This is a genomic window from Actinoplanes sp. TBRC 11911 (genome assembly GCF_012933445.1).
In the GTDB taxonomy this organism is placed as follows: domain Bacteria; phylum Actinomycetota; class Actinomycetes; order Mycobacteriales; family Micromonosporaceae; genus Actinoplanes.
The window spans coordinates 15,407-33,985 of record NZ_JABBNC010000032.1 but is presented as its reverse complement, the minus strand read 5'-3'; the positions used below and the strand labels follow the sequence as shown (position 1 = coordinate 33,985).

16 protein-coding genes and 1 riboswitch are annotated in these 18,579 nt (G+C 70.1%); of the genes, 8 read left to right on the top strand and 8 right to left on the bottom strand.

Annotation, left to right across the window (positions count from 1 at the left end; translation table 11 throughout):
* Nucleotides 1–3: 3 nt before the first annotated feature.
* Both HH310_RS32510 and HH310_RS32505 read right to left on the bottom strand, forming a co-directional pair.
* On the bottom strand, nucleotides 4–639 hold the full coding sequence (locus tag HH310_RS32510; RefSeq protein WP_169179541.1) for a TetR/AcrR family transcriptional regulator: 636 nt from the start codon (nucleotides 637–639) through the stop codon (nucleotides 4–6).
* A gap of 36 nt (nucleotides 640–675) precedes the next feature.
* Nucleotides 676–2,547, bottom strand: a complete 1,872-nt coding sequence (locus tag HH310_RS32505) for a transketolase (RefSeq protein ID WP_169179540.1) — start codon at nucleotides 2,545–2,547, stop codon at nucleotides 676–678.
* A 263-nt stretch (nucleotides 2,548–2,810) separates the two neighbouring features.
* Here HH310_RS32505 and HH310_RS32500 point away from each other — a divergent pair, with 263 nt between their 5' ends.
* Entirely contained in the window at nucleotides 2,811–4,250 is a 1,440-nt protein-coding gene (locus tag HH310_RS32500; protein WP_169179539.1) for an MFS transporter, read from the top strand.
* Here HH310_RS32500 and HH310_RS32495 read toward each other — a convergent pair.
* Nucleotides 4,238–5,821: a methyl-accepting chemotaxis protein gene (locus HH310_RS32495; protein WP_169179538.1), complete on the bottom strand. Its 1,584-nt coding sequence runs from the start codon at nucleotides 5,819–5,821 to the stop codon at nucleotides 4,238–4,240. The genes HH310_RS32500 and HH310_RS32495 overlap by 13 nt on opposite strands.
* A 127-nt stretch (nucleotides 5,822–5,948) precedes the next feature.
* Here HH310_RS32495 and HH310_RS32490 point away from each other — a divergent pair, with 127 nt between their 5' ends.
* The 3 genes from HH310_RS32490 (at nucleotide 5,949) to HH310_RS32480 (ending at nucleotide 10,335) form a co-directional block, all read left to right on the top strand.
* Complete coding sequence (locus HH310_RS32490) at nucleotides 5,949–7,022, top strand: Vms1/Ankzf1 family peptidyl-tRNA hydrolase (RefSeq protein WP_169179537.1); 1,074 nt, start codon at nucleotides 5,949–5,951, stop codon at nucleotides 7,020–7,022.
* Between the two features lie 72 nt (nucleotides 7,023–7,094).
* Nucleotides 7,095–7,162, top strand: a riboswitch (cobalamin riboswitch).
* Nucleotides 7,163–7,214: 52 nt separating this feature from the next.
* Entirely contained in the window at nucleotides 7,215–8,291 is a 1,077-nt protein-coding gene (locus tag HH310_RS32485; protein ID WP_169179536.1) for a HoxN/HupN/NixA family nickel/cobalt transporter, read from the top strand.
* Nucleotides 8,292–8,337: 46 nt separating this feature from the next.
* Nucleotides 8,338–10,335, top strand: coding sequence for a cytochrome c oxidase assembly protein (locus HH310_RS32480; RefSeq protein WP_312034467.1), 1,998 nt, complete (start codon nucleotides 8,338–8,340; stop codon nucleotides 10,333–10,335).
* Nucleotides 10,336–10,417: 82 nt separating this feature from the next.
* Here the strand turns inward: HH310_RS32480 and HH310_RS32475 are convergent, their stop codons facing one another.
* Entirely contained in the window at nucleotides 10,418–11,224 is an 807-nt protein-coding gene (locus tag HH310_RS32475) for a helix-turn-helix transcriptional regulator (protein ID WP_169179535.1), read from the bottom strand.
* A 114-nt stretch (nucleotides 11,225–11,338) separates the two neighbouring features.
* Nucleotides 11,339–12,100, bottom strand: coding sequence for a class I SAM-dependent methyltransferase (locus HH310_RS32470; protein WP_169179534.1), 762 nt, complete (start codon nucleotides 12,098–12,100; stop codon nucleotides 11,339–11,341).
* Between the two features lie 58 nt (nucleotides 12,101–12,158).
* Between HH310_RS32470 and HH310_RS32465 the strand changes: the two genes are divergently transcribed.
* Nucleotides 12,159–12,464, top strand: a complete 306-nt coding sequence (locus HH310_RS32465) for a hypothetical protein (protein WP_169179533.1) — start codon at nucleotides 12,159–12,161, stop codon at nucleotides 12,462–12,464.
* 10 nt (nucleotides 12,465–12,474) lie between these two features.
* Here the strand turns inward: HH310_RS32465 and HH310_RS32460 are convergent, their stop codons facing one another.
* Complete coding sequence (locus HH310_RS32460) at nucleotides 12,475–12,861, bottom strand: helix-turn-helix domain-containing protein (protein ID WP_211192899.1); 387 nt, start codon at nucleotides 12,859–12,861, stop codon at nucleotides 12,475–12,477.
* A gap of 64 nt (nucleotides 12,862–12,925) precedes the next feature.
* On the opposite strand from HH310_RS32460, the gene HH310_RS32455 reads away from it, so the two are divergent.
* From HH310_RS32455 to HH310_RS32445, 3 genes are read left to right on the top strand one after another with little or no spacing between them, the layout of a single operon-like run.
* Nucleotides 12,926–13,789 (top strand): LLM class flavin-dependent oxidoreductase, encoded by an 864-nt coding sequence (locus tag HH310_RS32455; RefSeq protein ID WP_169179532.1) that lies wholly within the window; start codon nucleotides 12,926–12,928, stop codon nucleotides 13,787–13,789.
* Nucleotides 13,786–15,066: an FAD-binding oxidoreductase gene (locus HH310_RS32450; protein ID WP_169179531.1), complete on the top strand. Its 1,281-nt coding sequence runs from the start codon at nucleotides 13,786–13,788 to the stop codon at nucleotides 15,064–15,066. The genes HH310_RS32455 and HH310_RS32450 overlap by 4 nt, the downstream gene beginning before the upstream one ends.
* A 15-nt stretch (nucleotides 15,067–15,081) precedes the next feature.
* A complete protein-coding gene (locus tag HH310_RS32445) occupies nucleotides 15,082–16,227 on the top strand; it encodes an acyl-CoA dehydrogenase family protein (protein ID WP_211192898.1) in 1,146 nt (381 codons plus the stop codon).
* Here HH310_RS32445 and HH310_RS32440 read toward each other — a convergent pair.
* Both HH310_RS32440 and HH310_RS32435 read right to left on the bottom strand, forming a co-directional pair.
* Nucleotides 16,190–16,843 carry a TMEM175 family protein gene (locus tag HH310_RS32440; RefSeq protein ID WP_169179530.1) on the bottom strand — a complete coding sequence of 218 codons (654 nt, stop codon included), beginning with the start codon at nucleotides 16,841–16,843 and terminating at the stop codon, nucleotides 16,190–16,192. The genes HH310_RS32445 and HH310_RS32440 overlap by 38 nt on opposite strands.
* Nucleotides 16,843–18,531, bottom strand: coding sequence for an MOSC and FAD-binding oxidoreductase domain-containing protein (locus tag HH310_RS32435; RefSeq protein ID WP_312034465.1), 1,689 nt, complete (start codon nucleotides 18,529–18,531; stop codon nucleotides 16,843–16,845). The genes HH310_RS32440 and HH310_RS32435 overlap by 1 nt, the downstream gene beginning before the upstream one ends.
* Between the last annotated feature and the right edge of the window lie 48 nt (nucleotides 18,532–18,579).

Genomic DNA, 18,579 nt, shown 5'->3' with positions numbered 1-18,579 from the left:
GTCCTAATCGCGATGGTCCGGGCGTCGCAACGCGCCGAACCACTGGATCTCGGCGATCTCGCGGGCGACAGCGGCGTCGTCGGCGGGGTCGCCGGTCGCGATGTGATGGGTGATCGCCTGGATGCCGCCGTGCACCAGGACGCGGACGGCCGTATCGGTACGGACGCCGGCCGAGGTCATCCCGTCGCGTTGCGCGGCCTCCAGCCAACGCCGGCCCAGGGCGACTTGACGTTCGAGCTCGTCGTTCCACATCTGACGGACGGCCTCGTCATACGCGGCGACCTCGAGGACCGCGCGCAGCAGCGCGGCATGCTCGCGGTACACCGCGATCACGCCGGTCAGGATCTCCACCATCGCCGGGAACGGGTCGGTGCCGTCCGGATCCCAGACCGTCACCCGGTTGAACGAGGTGTCCTTCAGCTTCGCCGCCAGGCTCAGCAGCACGTCGCTCTTGTCCCGGAAATGCACGTAGAAGGTCGAGCTGGCGATGCCCGCCGTCTCGACGATGCGCTGCACGCTCAAGTCGGTGAACCGCTCGCCACCCTCCAGCGATCTCTCGACCGCGGCCAGGATCCGGGCCTGAATCTCGGCCCTGCGTTCGGCCGCGTGCGTGGACCGACGTGTGGTGATCGATGGCATGCCGCTACGGTAGCTCAGTCCCGGCGCGTCATTGCCTCAGCCGTTGAGCAGCTCCTGGGCCGCCGTCGCGATGTGCTCGGCGTCGATGCCCGCCCACGCCATCAGTTCCTCGCCGGTGCCGGAGCCGGGCATACCCCGTACGGCCAGATGGGTGAGTTTGACGTCGGTGATGCCATCGGCCACGAGGCTGTCGATGACCGCGGAGCCGAGGCCGCCCTCGGGATGGTGATCCTCGGCGACCACGATGCGGCCGCCGGTCGCGGCCGCCGCCTCACGCAGGGTGGCGCTGTCGATCGGCTTGATGGAGTACGCGTCGACGACGCGCGCGGTGATGCCCTGCTCGGCCAGCGCGTCCGCCGCGGCCAGCGCCTCGTGCAGCGTGACGCCCGCGCCGACGAGCGTGACCTGGTCGTGGTCGCTGGAGCGCGGCAGCTTCGAACCCCCGACCGGGAACGACTCGCCGTCGGGGTAGAGCACCGGGTAACTGCCCCGGGTGGTGCGCATGTAGCTGATGCCGGTGGTGTTCGCCATCGCGTGGGTCAGCGCGACCGTGCTGGTCGCGTCGGCCGGGTAGAGCACAGTGGAACCGTGCACGGCCCGCATCATGGCGAGGTCTTCGAGTGCCATCTGCGAAGGGCCGTCGGCGCCGATCTCGACCCCCGAGTGTGAGCCCACCAGGCGCAGGTCGGCGCCGCTGATCGCGCCCATCCGGATGAAGTCGTACGCCCGGGTGAGAAACGCCGCGAAGGTGGAGGCGAACGCTTTGTACCCGCGTACGGAAAGCCCGGTGGCGGCGGCGACCATCTGCTGTTCGGCGATGAACATCTCGAAATACCGGTCGGGATAGGCGTGCGCGAACTCGTCGGCGAACGTGGAATTACTGACCTCGCCGTCGAGTGCCACCACGCGGGGATCGAGTGCGCCGAGCGCGACCAGCCCATCCCCGTACGCCTTGCGGGTGGCCACCTTCGCGCCCAGCTCGTACGAGGCGGGCTTGCCGGGCTGGACGGGTTCCGGCGCCGCCACCCGAATCTTGTCGGGAAGCGGGCCGCGGAGCGTGAGGTTGCGGACGCCGCCCAGTTCGGCGATCGCGCGTTCCGCCATGTCCGGCGGCAGGGGCTTGCCGTGCCAGCCGTTCTTGTCCTCGATCTCGGAGAATCCCTTGCCCTTCACGGTCTTCGCGAGAATCACGGTGGGCCGGCCCTCGGTCTGCGTCGCCGCGGTCAGCGCCTCGTCGACGGCTGCCAGGTCGTGTCCGTCGATGGTGAGCACCCGCGCCCCGAATGCCTCGGCGCGGGCCCGGTATCCGTCGAGGTTCCAGCCGAGGTCGGTCTCGCCGCGCTGGCCGAGCCGGTTGACGTCGACGATCGCGACGAGGTTGGACAGCTGGTAGTAGGACGCCTTGTCGAAGGCCTCCCAGATCGAGCCCTCGGCCATCTCGCTGTCGCCGCACAGCACCCAGACCCGGTATGCCCTCTTGTCCAGGTACTTGCCGGCCAGCGCGACGCCGACGCCGTCGGGCAGGCCCTGGCCGAGCGAGCCGGTGGCCACGTCGACCCACGGCAGCACGGGTGTGGGGTGGCCCTCCAGGCGCTGCCCGAAACGCCGGTAACCGGTCAGCAGTTCCTCGTCCGAAACGACACCGACGGCCTTGAACACCGAGTAGAGAAGCGGCGAGGCATGGCCCTTCGAGAAGATCAAATGGTCGTTGTCGTCGGCGTCCGGATTGTTCCAGTCGTAGCGCAGGTGCCGGGCGACCAGCACCGCGATCAGGTCGGCGGCGGACATGCTGGACGTGGGATGCCCGGAACCGGCGCTGGTGGAGGAGCGGATCGAGTCGACGCGAAGCTGGGCGGCCACCTGCGCGACCGTCTCGAGGTCCGTATCGGGTGAAATGATCGTCGTCATGGCGCTCCTCCGGGTAGCCGCGAATCAACTCGACTACCCGGCGAGCACTGTTGGCAACAGTACGCGTACAAGATGTGACACAGAACGCGTCACTGCTCGAGACCGTCCTCGGGCGCGGTGGTGAAGTGCAGCACTTGATCCACTGGCGTCGCGCACCCTCCTCCTCGTGATTAGACGGTCGTCACACGGGCGGCTGTCACGTCGCGGGCTGCCCGTCCCGTCACTTGCGCCGACAAAGGTTCGCGGTTTCGGGGAGTGTGCTCATGTCTCAGCCACGTGTTGTCGTCGCGGTGCTGGCCTACGGCAGTTTGCTGGTGGCCGTCCTGCAGACGCTGGTGGTGCCGGTCATCGGGGAGATCCAAGCCGAGCTGGGGGTGTCCGCCAGTGCGGCCAGCTGGGCGATAACAGCCAATCTGCTGGCCGCCGCGGTCTGCACGCCGGTGATTGGGCGGCTCGGCGATCTACGCGGGCGCCGGTCGGTCATGATCGGTGTGATGGTGCTGGTATTGGCCGGGTCGGTGCTGGCCGCCGTCACCACCAGCCTGCCGTTGCTGCTGGTCGCCCGGGTGCTGCAGGCCACCAGCTTCGGATTGTCGCCGCTGCTGATCGCCACGCTGCGCGAGGAACTCCCGGCCGAGCGGCTGACCGGAGCGATGGCGCTGATCAGCGGGATGATCGCGGTCGGCGCCGGGGTGGGCGTCGCGGTCACCGGGTTCTTCATGCGGTCCGGTGGCGACTACCACCAGCTCTTCTGGCTTTCCAGTGCGCTGACCGCCCTCGGCCTGCTCGGTTTCCTGGCGCTGCCGAGCCGTGCGGCCGCCGCGATCGGGCGCATCGACTGGACCGGCGCGGTCCTGCTCGGTGCCGGCCTGGTCCTGCTGGTGATGCCGTTGGAGCAGGGCAACACCTGGGGCTGGGGTTCGCCGGAGACGCTGGGCAGCCTCGCCGGCTCGGTGCTGCTGCTGACGCTCTTCGTCCTGGTGGAGCGGCGCGTCACGCACCCGCTGGTCACCGTCAAGATGCTGCGCCACCGCCCGATCGCGGTCGCCAACGTGGCCGGGCTGTTCATGGGATTCGCGTTCTTCGCGATCTTCCTGTCGATCTCGGCGCTGGTACAGGCCCCGCCCGCGGTCGCCGGGTACGGCTTCGGATCGACCGTGCTGGCCGCGAGCCTGGTGTATCTGCTGCCCGGCACCGCGGGCGGGATCATCACCGCACCGCTGGGCGGTCGCCTGGTGAACGCTTTCGGGGCGAAGGCCACGCTGGTGCTCGCCGCGCTCCTGGCCGCCGCCGGCTTCGCCTTCCTGGCGCTCGTCCACGCGACCACGTGGCAGGTCATCGCCGGGTCGGTCGCGGTGAACACCGGCGTGATGTTCGGGTACGCGGCGTTGCCCGCCCTCATCGTTCAGCACGTGGACCGCGCCGAGACCGGCATCGCGAACAGCATGAACTCCATCGTCCGCTCGGTCGGCATGTCCCTGGGCACGGCTTTCGTCGTCGCCTTGCTGGCCCGCAACCTCGTGCCGGGCGCCGCGCTGCCGGCCGAGTCCCAGTTCACCTGGATCTTCGTGGTCGGCGCCGCGCTCTCCGGCGTCACCGCGTTCGTCCTCGCCCTGGCGCTGCCGCGCAGCCGCCCCACCGGCCGGACCGTGGCGGACGCCGACAAGGTGGAGGTCTTCGCCGCCCCCGGTCAGATGCGGTAGGTGGAGACCGTCGTCTGCAGGTCGGCGGCCGTGCGGGCCAGCTCGGACGCGGTCTGCTGGGTCTCGGTGGCGCCGTTCGTGACGTGCTGGGCCGCCTCGGCGACGCCCGCGATCGTGCCGGCGATGTCGGACGACCCCTCGGCGGCCTGCCCCACGCTGCGGGCGATCTCGGCGGTGGTCGCCGTCTGCTCCTCGACCGCGGCGGCGATCGTCGTGGCGTAGTCGTTGATCGTGCCGATGACCTGGGCGATCTCGCGGATCGCGGCCACCGCGTTGCCGGTCTCGTCCTGGATGGCGGTGACCTGCGCGGTGATCTGCTGGGTCGCGTTGGCCGTCTCCTGGGCCAGATCCTTGACCTCGGAGGCGACCACCGCGAAGCCCTTGCCGGCCTCGCCCGCGCGCGCGGCCTCGATGGTCGCGTTGAGCGCCAGCAGGTTGGTCTGCTCGGCGATCGAGGTGATCAAGGCGACCACCGTTCCGATCTGCGACGACGCCTCACCGAGCCGGGCGACGCTGGTGTTCGTCGATTCCGCGGTGCGCGCGGCGTCCGAGGCGACCCCGGCGGCCTCGTTGGCGCTGTTGGAGATCTCCCGGATCGAGGTGCCCATCTCGTCGGCGCCCGCGGAAACCGCCTGTACCCCTTCGGAGACCCGGTCGGCGGACTCCGAGACGGTGCTCACCTGGGCCGCGGTCTGCTCGGCCGACGAGGAGAGCTGGGCCGCGACCGAGGACAGTTCCTCGGAGGCGGACGCCAGCAGGTCGGAGCTGGAGTGCACCCGGCTGACCGTGCCGGCCATCGCGACGGCCGTCTCGTTGAGGGTCTGTGCCATCCGGCCGACCTCGTCCGCGCTCTCCACCTCCACCCGGACGGTGAGGTCACCGTGGCCGACCTTCTCCAGCGCCTCGACGCAGCGCGACAGTGGCCGGACGATGAGCCGGGTGATCGCGGCGGCCAGGATCAGGCCGATGATCGTGCCGCCGATCAGGAAGCCGATCACCCAGGTCTTGGTCGACTGGTAGCGGTGCTCGGCCACCTCCTCCTGCGCGGCCGCCGCCGCCACGGTGCGGTCGGCCAGGGCGGTCATCTGGGTCCGCACGCCGTTCATGGCGGTGGCCAGCGCGCCGGTGCGGACCGCCTGCAGCCGGGCCCGGCCGGCGCCGGCCAGCGGCATCGCCTGGTTGGTGAGCACGTCGACGTACTTCGCCCAGTTCTGCTCGAACCCGTCGAAGGCGCTGGCGGCGTCCGCGGGCAGCGGGAACGAGCGGTATGTCGAGGCGTACCCGGTGATCTCCTTCTCCGCCTTGGTGATGGCGGCCGAGGCGGTGGCGCGACCGGCGTCGTCGACGGCGAGGAAGTAGTCGCCGGCGGCGAGCCAGGTGCGGTTCACGGCGGCCCGCATGTTGCCGACGGTGTTCAGCTCCTGGCTGTGCTGGTAACCGGTCTTGACCTGCAGGTTCGTGACGCCCAGGCTGTTCAGCGCCAAGAGGCCGTCGATGACGCTGATCGACGCCACGATCACGATCGCGAACATGATCTTTGTGCCGACCCGCCGATCCTTCAACAGACGCATCAACGGCTCCTCTTGTCACACGGCGTAGTCGCCCTGCCTTTACCAAACACGACCCGGCGCGACGCAATGGCGAAAACCGCGAAAACGGCTCGGGTTTACCCGACCCGGCCCAGGGAACATCGCCGCCATGAAGCTGGATTTCCTGCGCCCGCTGGTCGAAAGCCCTGGTCGGTGGGCGTCCGTCTACCTCGACGCGAGCCGCTCGGACGAGGGTGCGGTGCACGAGGTTGATCTGCGCTGGCGCGCGGCGCGGGCGGCACTCGCCGAGCGTGGCTGCGACGAGCGGACGATCGTCGCGGCCGAGGACGCCTTCCAGTCCTTCCCGTACCAGCCTGGCCGGTACGGCTTGGCGATCTTCGCGCGGTCCGGTGAGGTGGCCGTGGTCGAGACGTTGCCGTCCCCGCCACCGACGGACGACGTGACCGTGGGCCCGCTGCCGCACCTGATGCCGTGGGTCGTGCAGCGCGGCGAGGAGGTGCCGTACGTACGGGTGCGAGCCGACCGTACGGGAGCCGATGTTGACGCCCTGTCGGCCGGCGGCGTGCCACGGCACCTGGAGGTGAGCGGCCGGGAGAAGTTCCCGATGACGAAGGTGCACGCCGGCGGCTGGTCGAACCCGCGCTACCTGCGGGCCGTGGAGGAGACCTGGAAGCGCAACGCGGGCGACGTGGTGGCCGCCGCCGTGGACCTGGCCGACACGATGGACGCCGAGGTCATCGCGGTGAGCGGGGACGTCCGCGCGGTCCAGGACTTCACCCGCCAGCTGCCCAAGCGGTGGCAGTCGCGGGTGACCGGCGAGAACAAGGACGAGGCGATCGCGGAGGTCGCCGACCGGCATCTGCGCGAGGCCGTCGACCGGTTCCGGACCCAGCTCGGCGAGGGCAGCGCGAGCACCGGCCTGCCGGACGTGGTGACCCATCTGCAGCGCGGCCAGATCGACACGGTGCTGATGGTCAACCATCCGGAGTCGACCGACATGCTGTGGATCGACCCCGCCGACCCGGCCGGGATCTCCGTCGACGACCACATCCTGCGCGACGCCGGCATCGAGCCGCAGAAGGTACGCGCCGACGCCGCCCTGCTGCGCGCCCTCGCCGGCACCGACGCCCGGTTGATCCTGGTCGAGAAGGACGACGTGCCGTTGCGGCACGGCATCGGCGCGGTTCTCCGGTACGCGGACGGGAGCACGGCCGCCCGGTGACGATGTGACACCGGTCGCTCCCGGCGGACAGGGCGACCGGCGGCGGTTAGGGTCCTCCGGTACGTGATCTTCAGGGAAGCCGGTGTGAATCCGGTGCGGTCGCGCCACTGTGACCAGCTCGCGGGCTGGGAGCCAGACCTCTGGGATCGACGATCCTAACCGCGCGGGACGCGTGATCCCGCTGGAGGTCACATGCCCGCCGCCACCCGTACGACATGGACGCGTCTCGACTGGTGGCAGTCCGCGGCATGGCTCGGATTCGTCGCAGTGCTGCACGTGGTCGCCTTCGGGCTGCTGTTCCTGGTGATCGCGCCGGGGCGGCTGCGGCTCGGCACCGAGGCGTTCGGCGTCGGGCTCGGCATCACCGCGTACACCTATGGGTTACGCCACGCGTTCGACGCCGATCACATCGCGGCGATCGACAACACCACCCGCAAGCTGCGCGGCGACGGGAAGCGGCCGAAGTCGGTCGGGTTCTGGTTCGCGATGGGCCACTCCAGCACGGTCGCCGGGATGGCCGCCCTGGTCGCGGCCGGGGTGCACGCGGTCGGCGAGCTCACCACCGACGGCACCGCGGTGAACCGCACGCTGGGGCTGATCGGGACCGGCGTCTCCGGCGGGTTCCTCTACGTCATCGCCGCGCTGAACCTGGTCGCCCTGATCGGCATCGTCCGCGTCTTCCGCGCGATGCGCTCGGGCGAGCTGGACGAGGCGAAGCTGGAACACCATCTGCAGGCGCGCGGCCTGCTCGCACGGGTGCTGGGCCGGGTCACCCGGGCGATCAGCCGGCCCGGGCAGATGTACTTCGCCGGGCTGCTGTTCGGCGTCGGCTTCGACACCGCGACCGAGGTAGCACTGCTCGTGCTGGCCGGCACCGGCGCCGCCACCGGTCTTCCGTGGTACGCCATCATGACGTTGCCGCTGCTGTTCGCGGCCGGGATGAGCCTGCTGGACACGCTGGACGGGCTGTTCATGAGTGTCGCGTACGACTGGGCGTTCCTGCACCCGGCCCGCAAGGTCTTCTACAACATCTCGATCACCGGGCTGTCCATCGCGGTGGCCGTCCTCATCGGCACGATCGAGCTGGTCGGCATCCTGCACGACGACGCGGGCTGGGTGGATCCGTTCACCACCTGGGTGAGCGGGATCGACCTCAACAACGTCGGCTTCATCATCGTCGGGCTGTTCGTGCTGACCTGGGCCGTGGCTCTGGGCTACTGGCGTTTCGCGCGGGTGGAGGAACGCTGGGCCACGCCCGGCGGAGACTAGGATTACATCGCGGAACCAACGGGACGCCGCGGACGACCATTGCGTCGTGAGGCTCGGTGTGAAGGTCGTCCCGATGGTTGCGGCGGCGGCGTTGCTGACGTTGATCGCGGCTCTGCTGTTCAGCAAGGGAGTGGACACCGGCATATATCCGGGCATTCCCAATCCCGGTAAGGGCACCGAATGGTCGCTCCCCGTGTTCACCGTCTTCGCGGAACTGCTCGGCGTGCTGGTGGTGGGCGCGACGCTCACCTCGGCGTTCCTGCTGCCGGGGGACGGGCCGAGCGTGTCCGCGCCGGGCTGGGTGCTGTTGCGCCGGGCGTCCTGGCTGGCCTGGGGACTCGCGATCACCGCGCTGGTACTGGTGATCCTCACCGTCTCCGACATTCTGGGCGTTCCGCTCGGCAGCCTGGGCAGTCACGAGATCTTCAGCTTCGCGTTCTCCGTCGCACAGGGACAGGCACTCCTCATCCAGGCGGGCCTGGCGATCGTGGTGGCGATCCTGGCCCGGGCCGGGGTGTCGCGCGGGCTGGCAGCGGTGACCGCGATCATCGCGATGATCGCGATACTGCCGCCGGCGTTCACCGGGCACGCGGCCGGGGCGGGCAACCACCAGATCGCGGTGACCAGCCTCGCGCTGCACGTGCTGGCCGCGACACTGTGGATCGGCGGGCTGGCCGGGCTGCTGGTGGTGCGCAAGACCAAATGGCTCGCCGAGACCGCGGGCCGCTACAGCCGGCTGGCGCTGGTGTGCTTCGGGATGACCGCGATCAGCGGGGTGGCGAACGCGGCGGTGCGGCTCGGCGGCTGGTCGCCGCTGTGGTCGTCCCGTTACGGCGCGCTCATCCTGCTCAAGGTTCTGGCGCTGCTCGTCGTCGGCTTCTTCGGCGCGCTGCACCGGACTCGCACGCTGCCCGCTCTCAACGCCGGGCAGCCGAAGGCCTTCCTGCGTCTGGCGGTCGGCGAGATCGTGGTGTTCGGCGCCGCGATCGGCCTGGCTGTGGCACTGTCGCGCAGCCCGACGCCGGTGCCGAACGACCCGGTCGGACCGGACCCGGTCCTGGAACTGCTGGGCTTCGCCCGACCCGGCCCGGAGACCGTGTGGCGGATGATCGGTGACCCGCTGCCGGACCTGTTCTTCCTGACCATCGTGGTGGCCGGCATCTGGTCCTACCTGGCCGGCGTGCGGCGGCTGCGGAAGGCCGGGCACGACTGGCCGATGAACCGGACGGTGTGCTGGGTCCTCGGCATGCTCATCCTGGGCGGCGTCACCAGCCTCGGCGTGGCGCGGTACGCGTACGTGCTGTTCAGCGTCCACATGGTGCAGCACATGATTCTCTCGATGGTGGTGCCGGTGCTGCTCGTCATCGGTGCGCCGGTCACGTTGGCGCTACGCGCGCTCAAGCGGCCGGCCGACGAGCAGGTCCGGGGCGCACGGGATTGGCTGCTCATGATCATGCACAGCCGGATCGTGCGTCTGCTCTCGCATCCGCTGGTCGCGCTCGCCATCTACGTGACCAGCCTGTACGGGATCTACTTCAGCAACACGCTCGGCACGCTGATGCGCTACCACCTCGGGCACGAGGCCATGCTGATCCACTTCGTGCTGGCCGGATATCTGCTGGCCTGGGTGCTGATCGGCGTCGACCCGGGACGCCGGCGTATCCATCCGGCGATGCTGTCGATCGTGCATTTCCTCGCGATGGCCGCGCACGCCTTCTTCGGCTTCGTGCTGCTGCTGTCGACCACGAAGATCGGCGTGGACTGGTACACGTCGGTCCATCCGGTCTGGGCGCCGTCGCTGCTCAGCGATCAACGGCTGGGTGCGGGGCTGGCCTGGGCGTTCGGCGAGATCCCGGCGGCGATCGTGCTGCTTCTGCTCGTACGCCAATGGATGCGCAGCGACGAACGGGAAGCGGCCCGGCTCGATCGTGCGGCGGACCGTGCCGAGGCAACCGGCGAGGAAGACGAATTGGCCCGCTACAACGCGTTCCTGGCGGCCGCGGCGGCGCACGACCGGGCGCTCAAGGAACAGGGCTTTCAGTGACCGGGATCCTAGCCACGGCTAGGCACTGTTAGCGTCCCCCGATTTCACTAAGCTCGGTCCAGGGCGTGGTCGTTTCCGCGGTTCAATCGGCACTCGGGGGAAATTGAACCGCGGCAAGCGACTGGCTCCGGGGAATGAAGACGAGCACGGTCTGATCCTCGGCGAGCTTGACGGCCAGCGTCTCGGCGGTGCCGCTTTCGCGGCGAGGCCCGCGTTCGAGCCGCCGCCCGCCGATCGACACCGCGTGCTCGGCCCACACCTTGCGAAAGAGCGCGCTGCTGGACGTGAGCTCACCCACCACGCGCTGAATGCCGGGGTGCGTCGGTTTCCGGCCGGCGTGCAGCCGCAGCATGCCGATCAGCTCGGTCGCGATCTCGGTGCGGTCCTCGCCGAACAGCCGGGTGGCCCGGGCCCCGAGCAGCCACTGGATAGCGTTGCCCCGATCGTCCGGGTACAGGGAGCCGGCCGCCGCGTTGGTGGCCAGGATGTCCATGTTCGGCCCGAGCACGAACGCGGGCGCCGTCCCCAGAGCGTCCAGCAGCCGGATCGTCTCCGGCCGCACCTCGACGTCCCGCGTCGCGCGGCCGACCCGTTCGACGCCGGCGAGACGGTGCAGGTAGGCACGTTCGGCGGGCGGCAGCCGCAGCGCGGTGGCGAGCGAATCCAGCACGGACCGCGACGCGGCGGCGTGCTTTCCCTGTTCGAGCCGCGTGTAGTAGTGCACGCTGATGTTGGCGAGCTGGGCCAGCTCGTCGCGTCGCAGCCCGATCACGCGGCGCCGCTGGGTGTCGCCGATGCCGACGTCCCGCGGGTCGACCAGGGCGCGGCGCGCGCGCAGAAAATCGCCGAGCGGACCGTTCTTCCGGACCGCCCGCAAACTCGCTTCCACGATTGCTCACTTACCTCGGAAAATGTATCGAATAATTGTTCCGGGGCTTTTCAGGCTAACCGCGAAAGGGCCACCTATCACCGCGCCGGGTAGGTGTGCGATGCCCACCCAGCTTTATGCACGGCGGCGCGCGGTGACGAGCCAGGCGCGCGAGTCGAACCGGACGCCGTCGTCGCTCAGGTGGGCGGCGAGCATCTCGCGCAGGCGCCCGGCCGCGAGTTCCGCGCCCGCCGGATCGAGACGGTTCAGCGCCTCGTTCGTGCAGGTGAAGCCCTTCACCCAGGTGAGGGCGGCGGCCACGTCGGGTCCGTAGAAGACCGGCTCTCGCACGTCGGTGAGGTCGACGTCGGCGAACCCCGCGGTGTCCAGGATCCGCTCGACGGTGGCGGGCTCGGCCAGGCTGAACGGATCGAGCCCGTCAGTTTTTGATCCCGCTGGCGCGGCGAGGGCCTGCCGGAGGGCGACATCCCATTCGTTGCGCTCACCGGCCTGCCAGACGATCATCACCAGGCGCCCGCCGGGCCGCAGCCCCCTCCGGATATTGGCGAACGCGGCCACCGGATCGCCGAAGAACATCGTCCCGAACCGGCTGATCACCAGGTCGAATCGGCCTCGGGGAAACGGGTGAACCTGTGCGTCGGCGTGCTCGAAGCTGACGTTCCGCAGCCCTTCGGCGCGGGCGGTCCGACGGGCGCGCTCGACCGCGGCGGCGGAGACGTCCACGCCGAGCGCGCTGCCGGCGGCGGCCGCGCGGCCGGCCTCGCGAGTCGTCTGCCCGCTGCCGCACCCGACATCGAGGATGTGCTCACCACCTTGAATGCCGCAGGCCCGGCGCAGCACCTCGTTATGCCGCCGCAGTTCCTCGTCATAGCCCATCGTCGACCGTTACCCTTCAGCCCCGCGACGACGCGGGATCGTGGGGAGGGGAATCAGCATGCCGTGGTGGAAATCGTCGTGGCTACCACCGGCCCTGGCAATTGTCCCGGCCGTGCTGCTGGTGTGGGGCGTGGTCGTGCCCGGCGACTTCTTCGCCGTCAAGGGCCCGGCGTTCGCCACGGGTGCGGGTTTCGCCCGGTGCGCCTCAACCCCGGTCGCGGGCTCCGAGGGCGAGGACTTCGAACCCTTGACCGGCAATTGGTACGTCTTTCTGATCCGCCACGAGCTGTGGCAGAACCGCTTCAAGGGCGCCCACCCGTGGGGCCTGCAAATAACCGAACTGCAAAAACGAACCGAAGCCTGAAGATCGTCGGTCAGGAAGGCCCTCCCGTTCCCGGGGTGACGGGGGCACGGTCGGCGGCGTGCCACTTCTGGTACCACAGATTCAGCGGCGCCAGCCCGGCCAGCAGCTCGCGGCCGCGCTCGGTCAGCTCGTACCGCACCTGCACCGGCGTGGTGGGGATGACGGTGCGGGAGATCAGGTTGTTGCCCTCCAGCTCCTTCAGGCGCTGAGCCAGCACCGGATCGGTGATTCCGTTCAAGTGCCGGCGGATGTCGGTGAACCGCTCGGCGTGTCGGCCGATGGCGAGCAGGATCGCCGCGGTCCAGCGGCGGCCGACGAGGACGACCGCGGCCTCGAAGTTGCGGCACGACTCATCGTCGATGTCGCCGAACTGGCTGCTGTCCATTCGAGAAGTCACTCGGGAAATACTAGTGACTTGCCCATGCGTTGGCCGCTCACCGGCGTCTCCGCAGAGTGGTCCCGTGGACATCACATTCGGTTTCAACGTGGACCCGCGGGTGGGTCCCGCGGCAGAGCTGGCCGGCCTCGCGCGAACGGCTGAGCGCAGCGGGTTCGACCTGATCGGCATCCAGGACCACCCGTACCAGCCGGGCTTCTACGACACGTGGAGCCTGATCACCTACCTGGCCGCGAAGACCGAGCGGATCGCGTTCACGCCGAACGTCGCCAACCTGGGACTGCGGCCACCCGCGATGCTGGCGAAGGCGGCGGCCTCCGTGTCGTCGCTGCTGGGCGGCCGGATCCAGCTGGGTGTCGGCGCGGGCGCGAGCGGCGGGGCGATCCCGTCGATGGGCGGAGCGGACCGGACCGGCAAGCACATGCTGCACTATGTTCGCGAGTCGCTGACGGTCATGCGCCGGGCGCTCGACGGCGGCGTGGTGCGGCTCGACGGCAACGAGGTCGACGTACGCGGATACCAGGCCGGCCCGGTCCCGCCGGAGCGGATCGAACTGTGGGTGGGAGCGATCGGGCCGGCCATGCTGGCCAACGTCGGGCGGTACGCGGACGGCTGGATGTCGCCGGGCAGCGCCTACCTTCCGCCGTCGAAGGTGCCGGCGATGCGATCCGTCATCGACGAGAGCGCCGAGGCGGCCGGGCGTGACCCGTCGCAGGTGCGCCGCATCTACAACATCTTCGGCGGAGTCGGCACCCGGTCCGGCCGTGGCTTCGAAGGCCCGGTCGAGCAGTGGGCCGAGTGGATCACAAGCTGGACGCGGGACCTCGGGTTCACCTCGTTCGTCTTCTGGCCGGTCGCCGGCGACCCGGTGCGGCAGGCCGAAGTGTTCGGCAACGAGGTCATCCCGGCCGTGCGGGTACTGCGGTGACCGCCTTACCCGTCTCGCTCGACGACCGTGCCGTGCTGCCGGGCGACTCCCGCTACCCGCTACTGCGCTCGACATACACCACCCGGCACTCGCCCGCCGTCGTCATCCTGGCCAGGTCGCACGAGGACATTCGCGAGGCGCTCGCGTACGCCCGTAAGAGCGGCCTGGAGGTGGCCGTCCGCAGCGGTGGCCACGGCTTGTCCGGCTCATCTTCGAACGACGGTGGCCTGGTGATCGACCTGTCCGAGATGAACGGCGTCCGGGTTCTCGACCGCGGCGCGCGCCTGGTCGCGATCGGGGCGGGAGCGCGCTGGGCCACGGTCGCCGGCGTGCTGCACGCCCACGGCCTGTCCATCAGCTCGGGCGACCACGGCAACGTCGGTGTCGGCGGCCTCGCCACCGCCGGTGGCATCGGCTGGATGGTGCGCAAGTTCGGGCTCACCGTCGACCGGATGCGATCCGCCACCCTGGTGCTGGCGGACGGATCGGTGCGCACCGTGGATGACCGCTCGCACCCCGAACTCTTCTGGGCGGTGCGCGGCGGCGGGGGATTCGTGGGGATCGTGACCGAGTTCGTCTTCGAGGCCGTGGAGGTGACCGCCGTCACCGTGACGCAACTGACATTCGAGGGTGCGGCTGCCACCGACGCTCTCGCGCGCTGGGACGCGATCATGCGGGCGGCTCCCCGCGAGCTCACCACCACGATCATGCTGCATCCGGACGGCGGCGTTCTCACCGTCGTCTGGGCCGGCGACGACATCCCCGCAGCCGAGGCCGCCATCCGTCCGCTGCGGCGACTGGGTCGGCGTCCGAGCGGCGGAAAACTGCAGGTCATCCCGTACGCCGCGCTCGTGCCCGGGGCGCATCTGCACCCCAACGTGGGGCAGATGCCGGCGGTCACCCGGAACGGCATGGTCGATGAGCTCGACACGACGGTGCAGGATCTCGTGCTCGCCGCGGCGACCGAGCCAGACCTGATGATGCAGCTGCGATCGCTCGGCGGCGCGATGTTCGACGTTGTGGCGGATGCCACCGCGTTCGGCAACCGGCACCAATCGGCGTTAGTCATCGCAACAACTTTCGCGCCCTCGACCTGGGCAACATTGGATCGTCGATGGGCGCCGCTGGAACCTCATTTCACCGGCGCCTACGGCAACTTCGAAAGCCGGCCGACGGTCGCCTCGTTGCGGCTGGCCTACCCGGCTGCGACTCGCAAGCGATTGCGGGAGCTGAAAAGCCGATACGACCCGGAGGGCGTGCTGCGCGCACTGCCCTGACCCTTGGGAGACCACGTGCCTGACACCGTAGCGGGCCTGCCCGCCCAACTCGCGCCATCGATCCGGGCCGCGGCCGCCGAGATGGACGCGACCAGCGACCTGCCCGCCGGCCTTCGCGACGAGCTGCGTGAGGCCGGGGCCTTCCGGCTGCTCACCCCCAAGGAGCTCGGCGGCTCCGAGACGTCGATGACCGCCACGATGGCGCTGTACGAGCAGCTCGGCCGTCTCGACGCCTCGGTGGGCTGGGTGGTGTGGAACGCCAACTTCGGGTTCGTGGGCGCGCTGATGGACGAGGCGGGCACGGGCCGGATCTGGGGCGACGGCGCGGAACCCGTCTTCGCGAACTCGGGCATTCCCGGGATGGCCCGGCCGGTCGACGGGGGCTACCGCGTCTCCGGCAACTGGAAGATCGTCAGCGGGGTCAACGGCGCGGACTGGGTCGTCGTGATCGGGATCGTCATGGACGGGGAGGCGCCGCGGATGACCGAGGCGGGCACCCCGGACGTACGCCTCATCTCCCTGCACCGGGATCAGGTGACCGTGCAGAACACCTGGAACGTCACCGGGATGCGCGGCTCGGGCAGCAACAACGTGGTCGCCGAGGACGCGTTCGTGCCCGAGGCTCTCGCCGCCCGTTTCGACCGGCCGGCCCGCATCGACCGGCCGCTCTACCGGGGCTTCATCCCGGCGCTGGTGATCCCGGGCTGCACGGCGGTGACGCTCGGCGTGGTCCAGTCGGCCATCGACGAGACGGCGCGACTGGTGACCACCAAGACCGGCATGACCGGCGCCCGGCTCGCCGACCTGCCGCACACCCAGTCGACCATCGCGCGGGCGCAGTCCGCCCTGGACGCGGCCCGGCTGCTGCTGTTCTCCGCCATCGGCGCGCTGGAAGAGGCCGCGACCGCGGGCGACCCGGTCACGCTCGAGCAGCGGGCCGCGTTGCGCGCCGCGATGAGTCACGGCGCACAGGTGGGCCGCGAGACGCTGGTGGCGATGTACGAGCTGAGCAGTTCCTCGGCGCTCTACGTCGGCAACCCCATCGAGCGGCTGTTCCGGGACGGCATGGTGGCGCTGCAGCACGCCAACCACTCGGCGGCGCTGTTCGAGGCGGCCGGTCGCGTCAGGTTCGGCCTCGACCCCGCGGTGCCGCTGTTCTAGGCGGGCCGGCCATGCCCAGTTCCCCGGAGATGGGCAACCAGTAGAACACGATAAAGGCGATGATCACGGCCGTGCCCAGGACCGGGATCAGGCCGCCGGCCACCGTTCCGACGGCCAGCCAGATGACGCCGAGCCCGAAGCGCCGGGTGATCGCTCGCGCGCCCGCCGTGTCGAGGCTGGCGCGCAGCAGGTGCCTCCTCCGGGCGTACCACCAAATGATGTTGAAAATGACGGCGGCGACGGTGAACGTGGCGGCGTTCAGGACGACGGCGACGCGTTCGCCCTCGCCGTCGCGAAACGCGTCGGCCAGCACCGAGGCGGTGAACGGCAGGAACGCGATGACCATCAGCAGCAGGGTGTTCAGGAACAGGATCGCCCGGTCGGCGTGCCGGATGTGATCGAACATCACGTGGTGGTTGGCCCAGATGTTCCCGATCAGCAGGAACGTGGTGATGTAGGCCAGGTACGACGGCCACAGCGCGCCCAGGCCGTGCAGCAGATGCCGGCTGTCGCCGGGCGGGCGGATCTCCAGGACCAGGAGCGTGGCGGCGATCGCGATGACCCCGTCGCTGACGAACTCCAGCCGGCGAGGCGAGCGTTCGGGCTGGTCCTCCATCACATGTCCAGCACGACGTCGGTCCGCGGCCGGGCGCAGCAGATCAGCACCCGGCCGTCGGTCGGCTCATCCAGCGGTTCCGGGTCGTACGCGATGTCGCCGGACAGCAGCGGCGTGATGCAGGTCTGGCAGACGCCGGTCCGGCAGCTCCAGCGGGTGGGGACGTCGCACGACTCGGCGAAGTCGAGAAGATGGGGCTGGCCGGCGTCATCCCGGGGGAAGCGGGCCGACAGGTTGCTGCGGGCGAAGGTGACCAGCGGCCCGGTTCCGGCCGGGCCCGGCGGCTGGTGCGGCGGCCGCGTGGCGTGCGCGGTGACGCCCGGATTGATCGCCGCCAGCGCGCCGAACAGCTCGGTGTGGATGCGGCCGGCGTCGAGACCGATCGTGGTCAGGGCCGCCCGCACATCGTCCATGAAGGAGTCCGGGCCGCACAGGTAGGCGCAGGCGTCGAGCGGGATCCGCAACGCGGTCAGGGCGGCCTCGGTGACGTGCTCGGGGCTGACGAAGAGCTTCGCCCGGGCGTTCGGCAGCCGCTTGATCAAGGCGGTGGCCTCGGCCGTCAGCGGCGGCTGCCCGGGGCCGCGATCGCCGTGGATCCACCACACTTCCCGCTTGCTGTGCTGGTCGGCGAGCTCGTGCAGCATGGACAGCACCGGGGTGACGCCGATGCCGGCGGAGAGCAGCAGGATCGGCCGCGACTCGTCGGTGAGGACGAAATCGCCGCGCGGGGCGCCCGCGTCGAGAACGTCGCCCTGACGCAGGGTGCCGGTGAGGTAGGTGCTCACCGGCCCGTCCGGCAGGTGTTTGACGCTGATCCGGTAGTCGTCGGTTCCGGGCGCCGAGGAGAGTGAGTAGCTGCGTACGGCGTCGCCCGGAATGCGCAGCGTCACGTACTGCCCGCCGCGCGCGGCCGGCAGCCGGCTCCCGTCCGCGGCGCTCAGGTAGATCGAGGAGACGTTCGTGCTCTCCGGGACGATCCGGGTCACCCGCACCTTCCGGAACCCGGACCAGGCCGGCTTGGCGGCGGTGGCGATGCCGCCCGCGCCGGCCGTTCCGTCGATCAGCTCGCGGAACGACTGCTGCCAGCCGGGGCTCAGCGCCGGGATCTCCAGCGCGCGCCGCACCGTCGCCTCGTCCGGGTGCGGCAGGTAGAGCGCCGCGTCGGTGTCGGCCACGCTGAGCGCGCCGGGCCCGGTGCGGGTCTTGACGATGTCGTCGCCGGCCCGGATGCGGCCCTCGGTGAGGACCCGCATGTAGAAGCCCGGCCGGTGATGGCTGACCAGCAGCGCGGGCATGCGAGGCTCGCCGAGCCGCATGCCGACCCGGTAGCAGGTGACCCGGGGCTGGGTGACCTCGAACTCGGCCTCGCCGATGCGGTACCGGTCGCCGATGCAGACCTCGTCGTCGCCCATGCCGTCGACGGTGAGGTTTTCGCCGAACACCCCGTACCCGAGGTCGTCGCGGCCGAGGAAATCCGCCCAGTACCGGTGCGACTGGATCTGGTAGACCATCACCGCGCGCATCTCGCCGCCGTGCCCGGCCGTGTCGCCCTGGCCGTCGCCGTCGAGGTTGAGCCGCCGGGCCATCACCGGCCCGTCCACCGGCGCTTTCCAGACACCGGTGAACACCGTCTCGCCCTGCCAAGCGACGTTCTTGGGTTTGCCCACGTTCACGGAAAGCAACTTCACCGCCTCATCCTCGCCGGGACCAGGCATTTCTTCATAGAGCACCCCGGG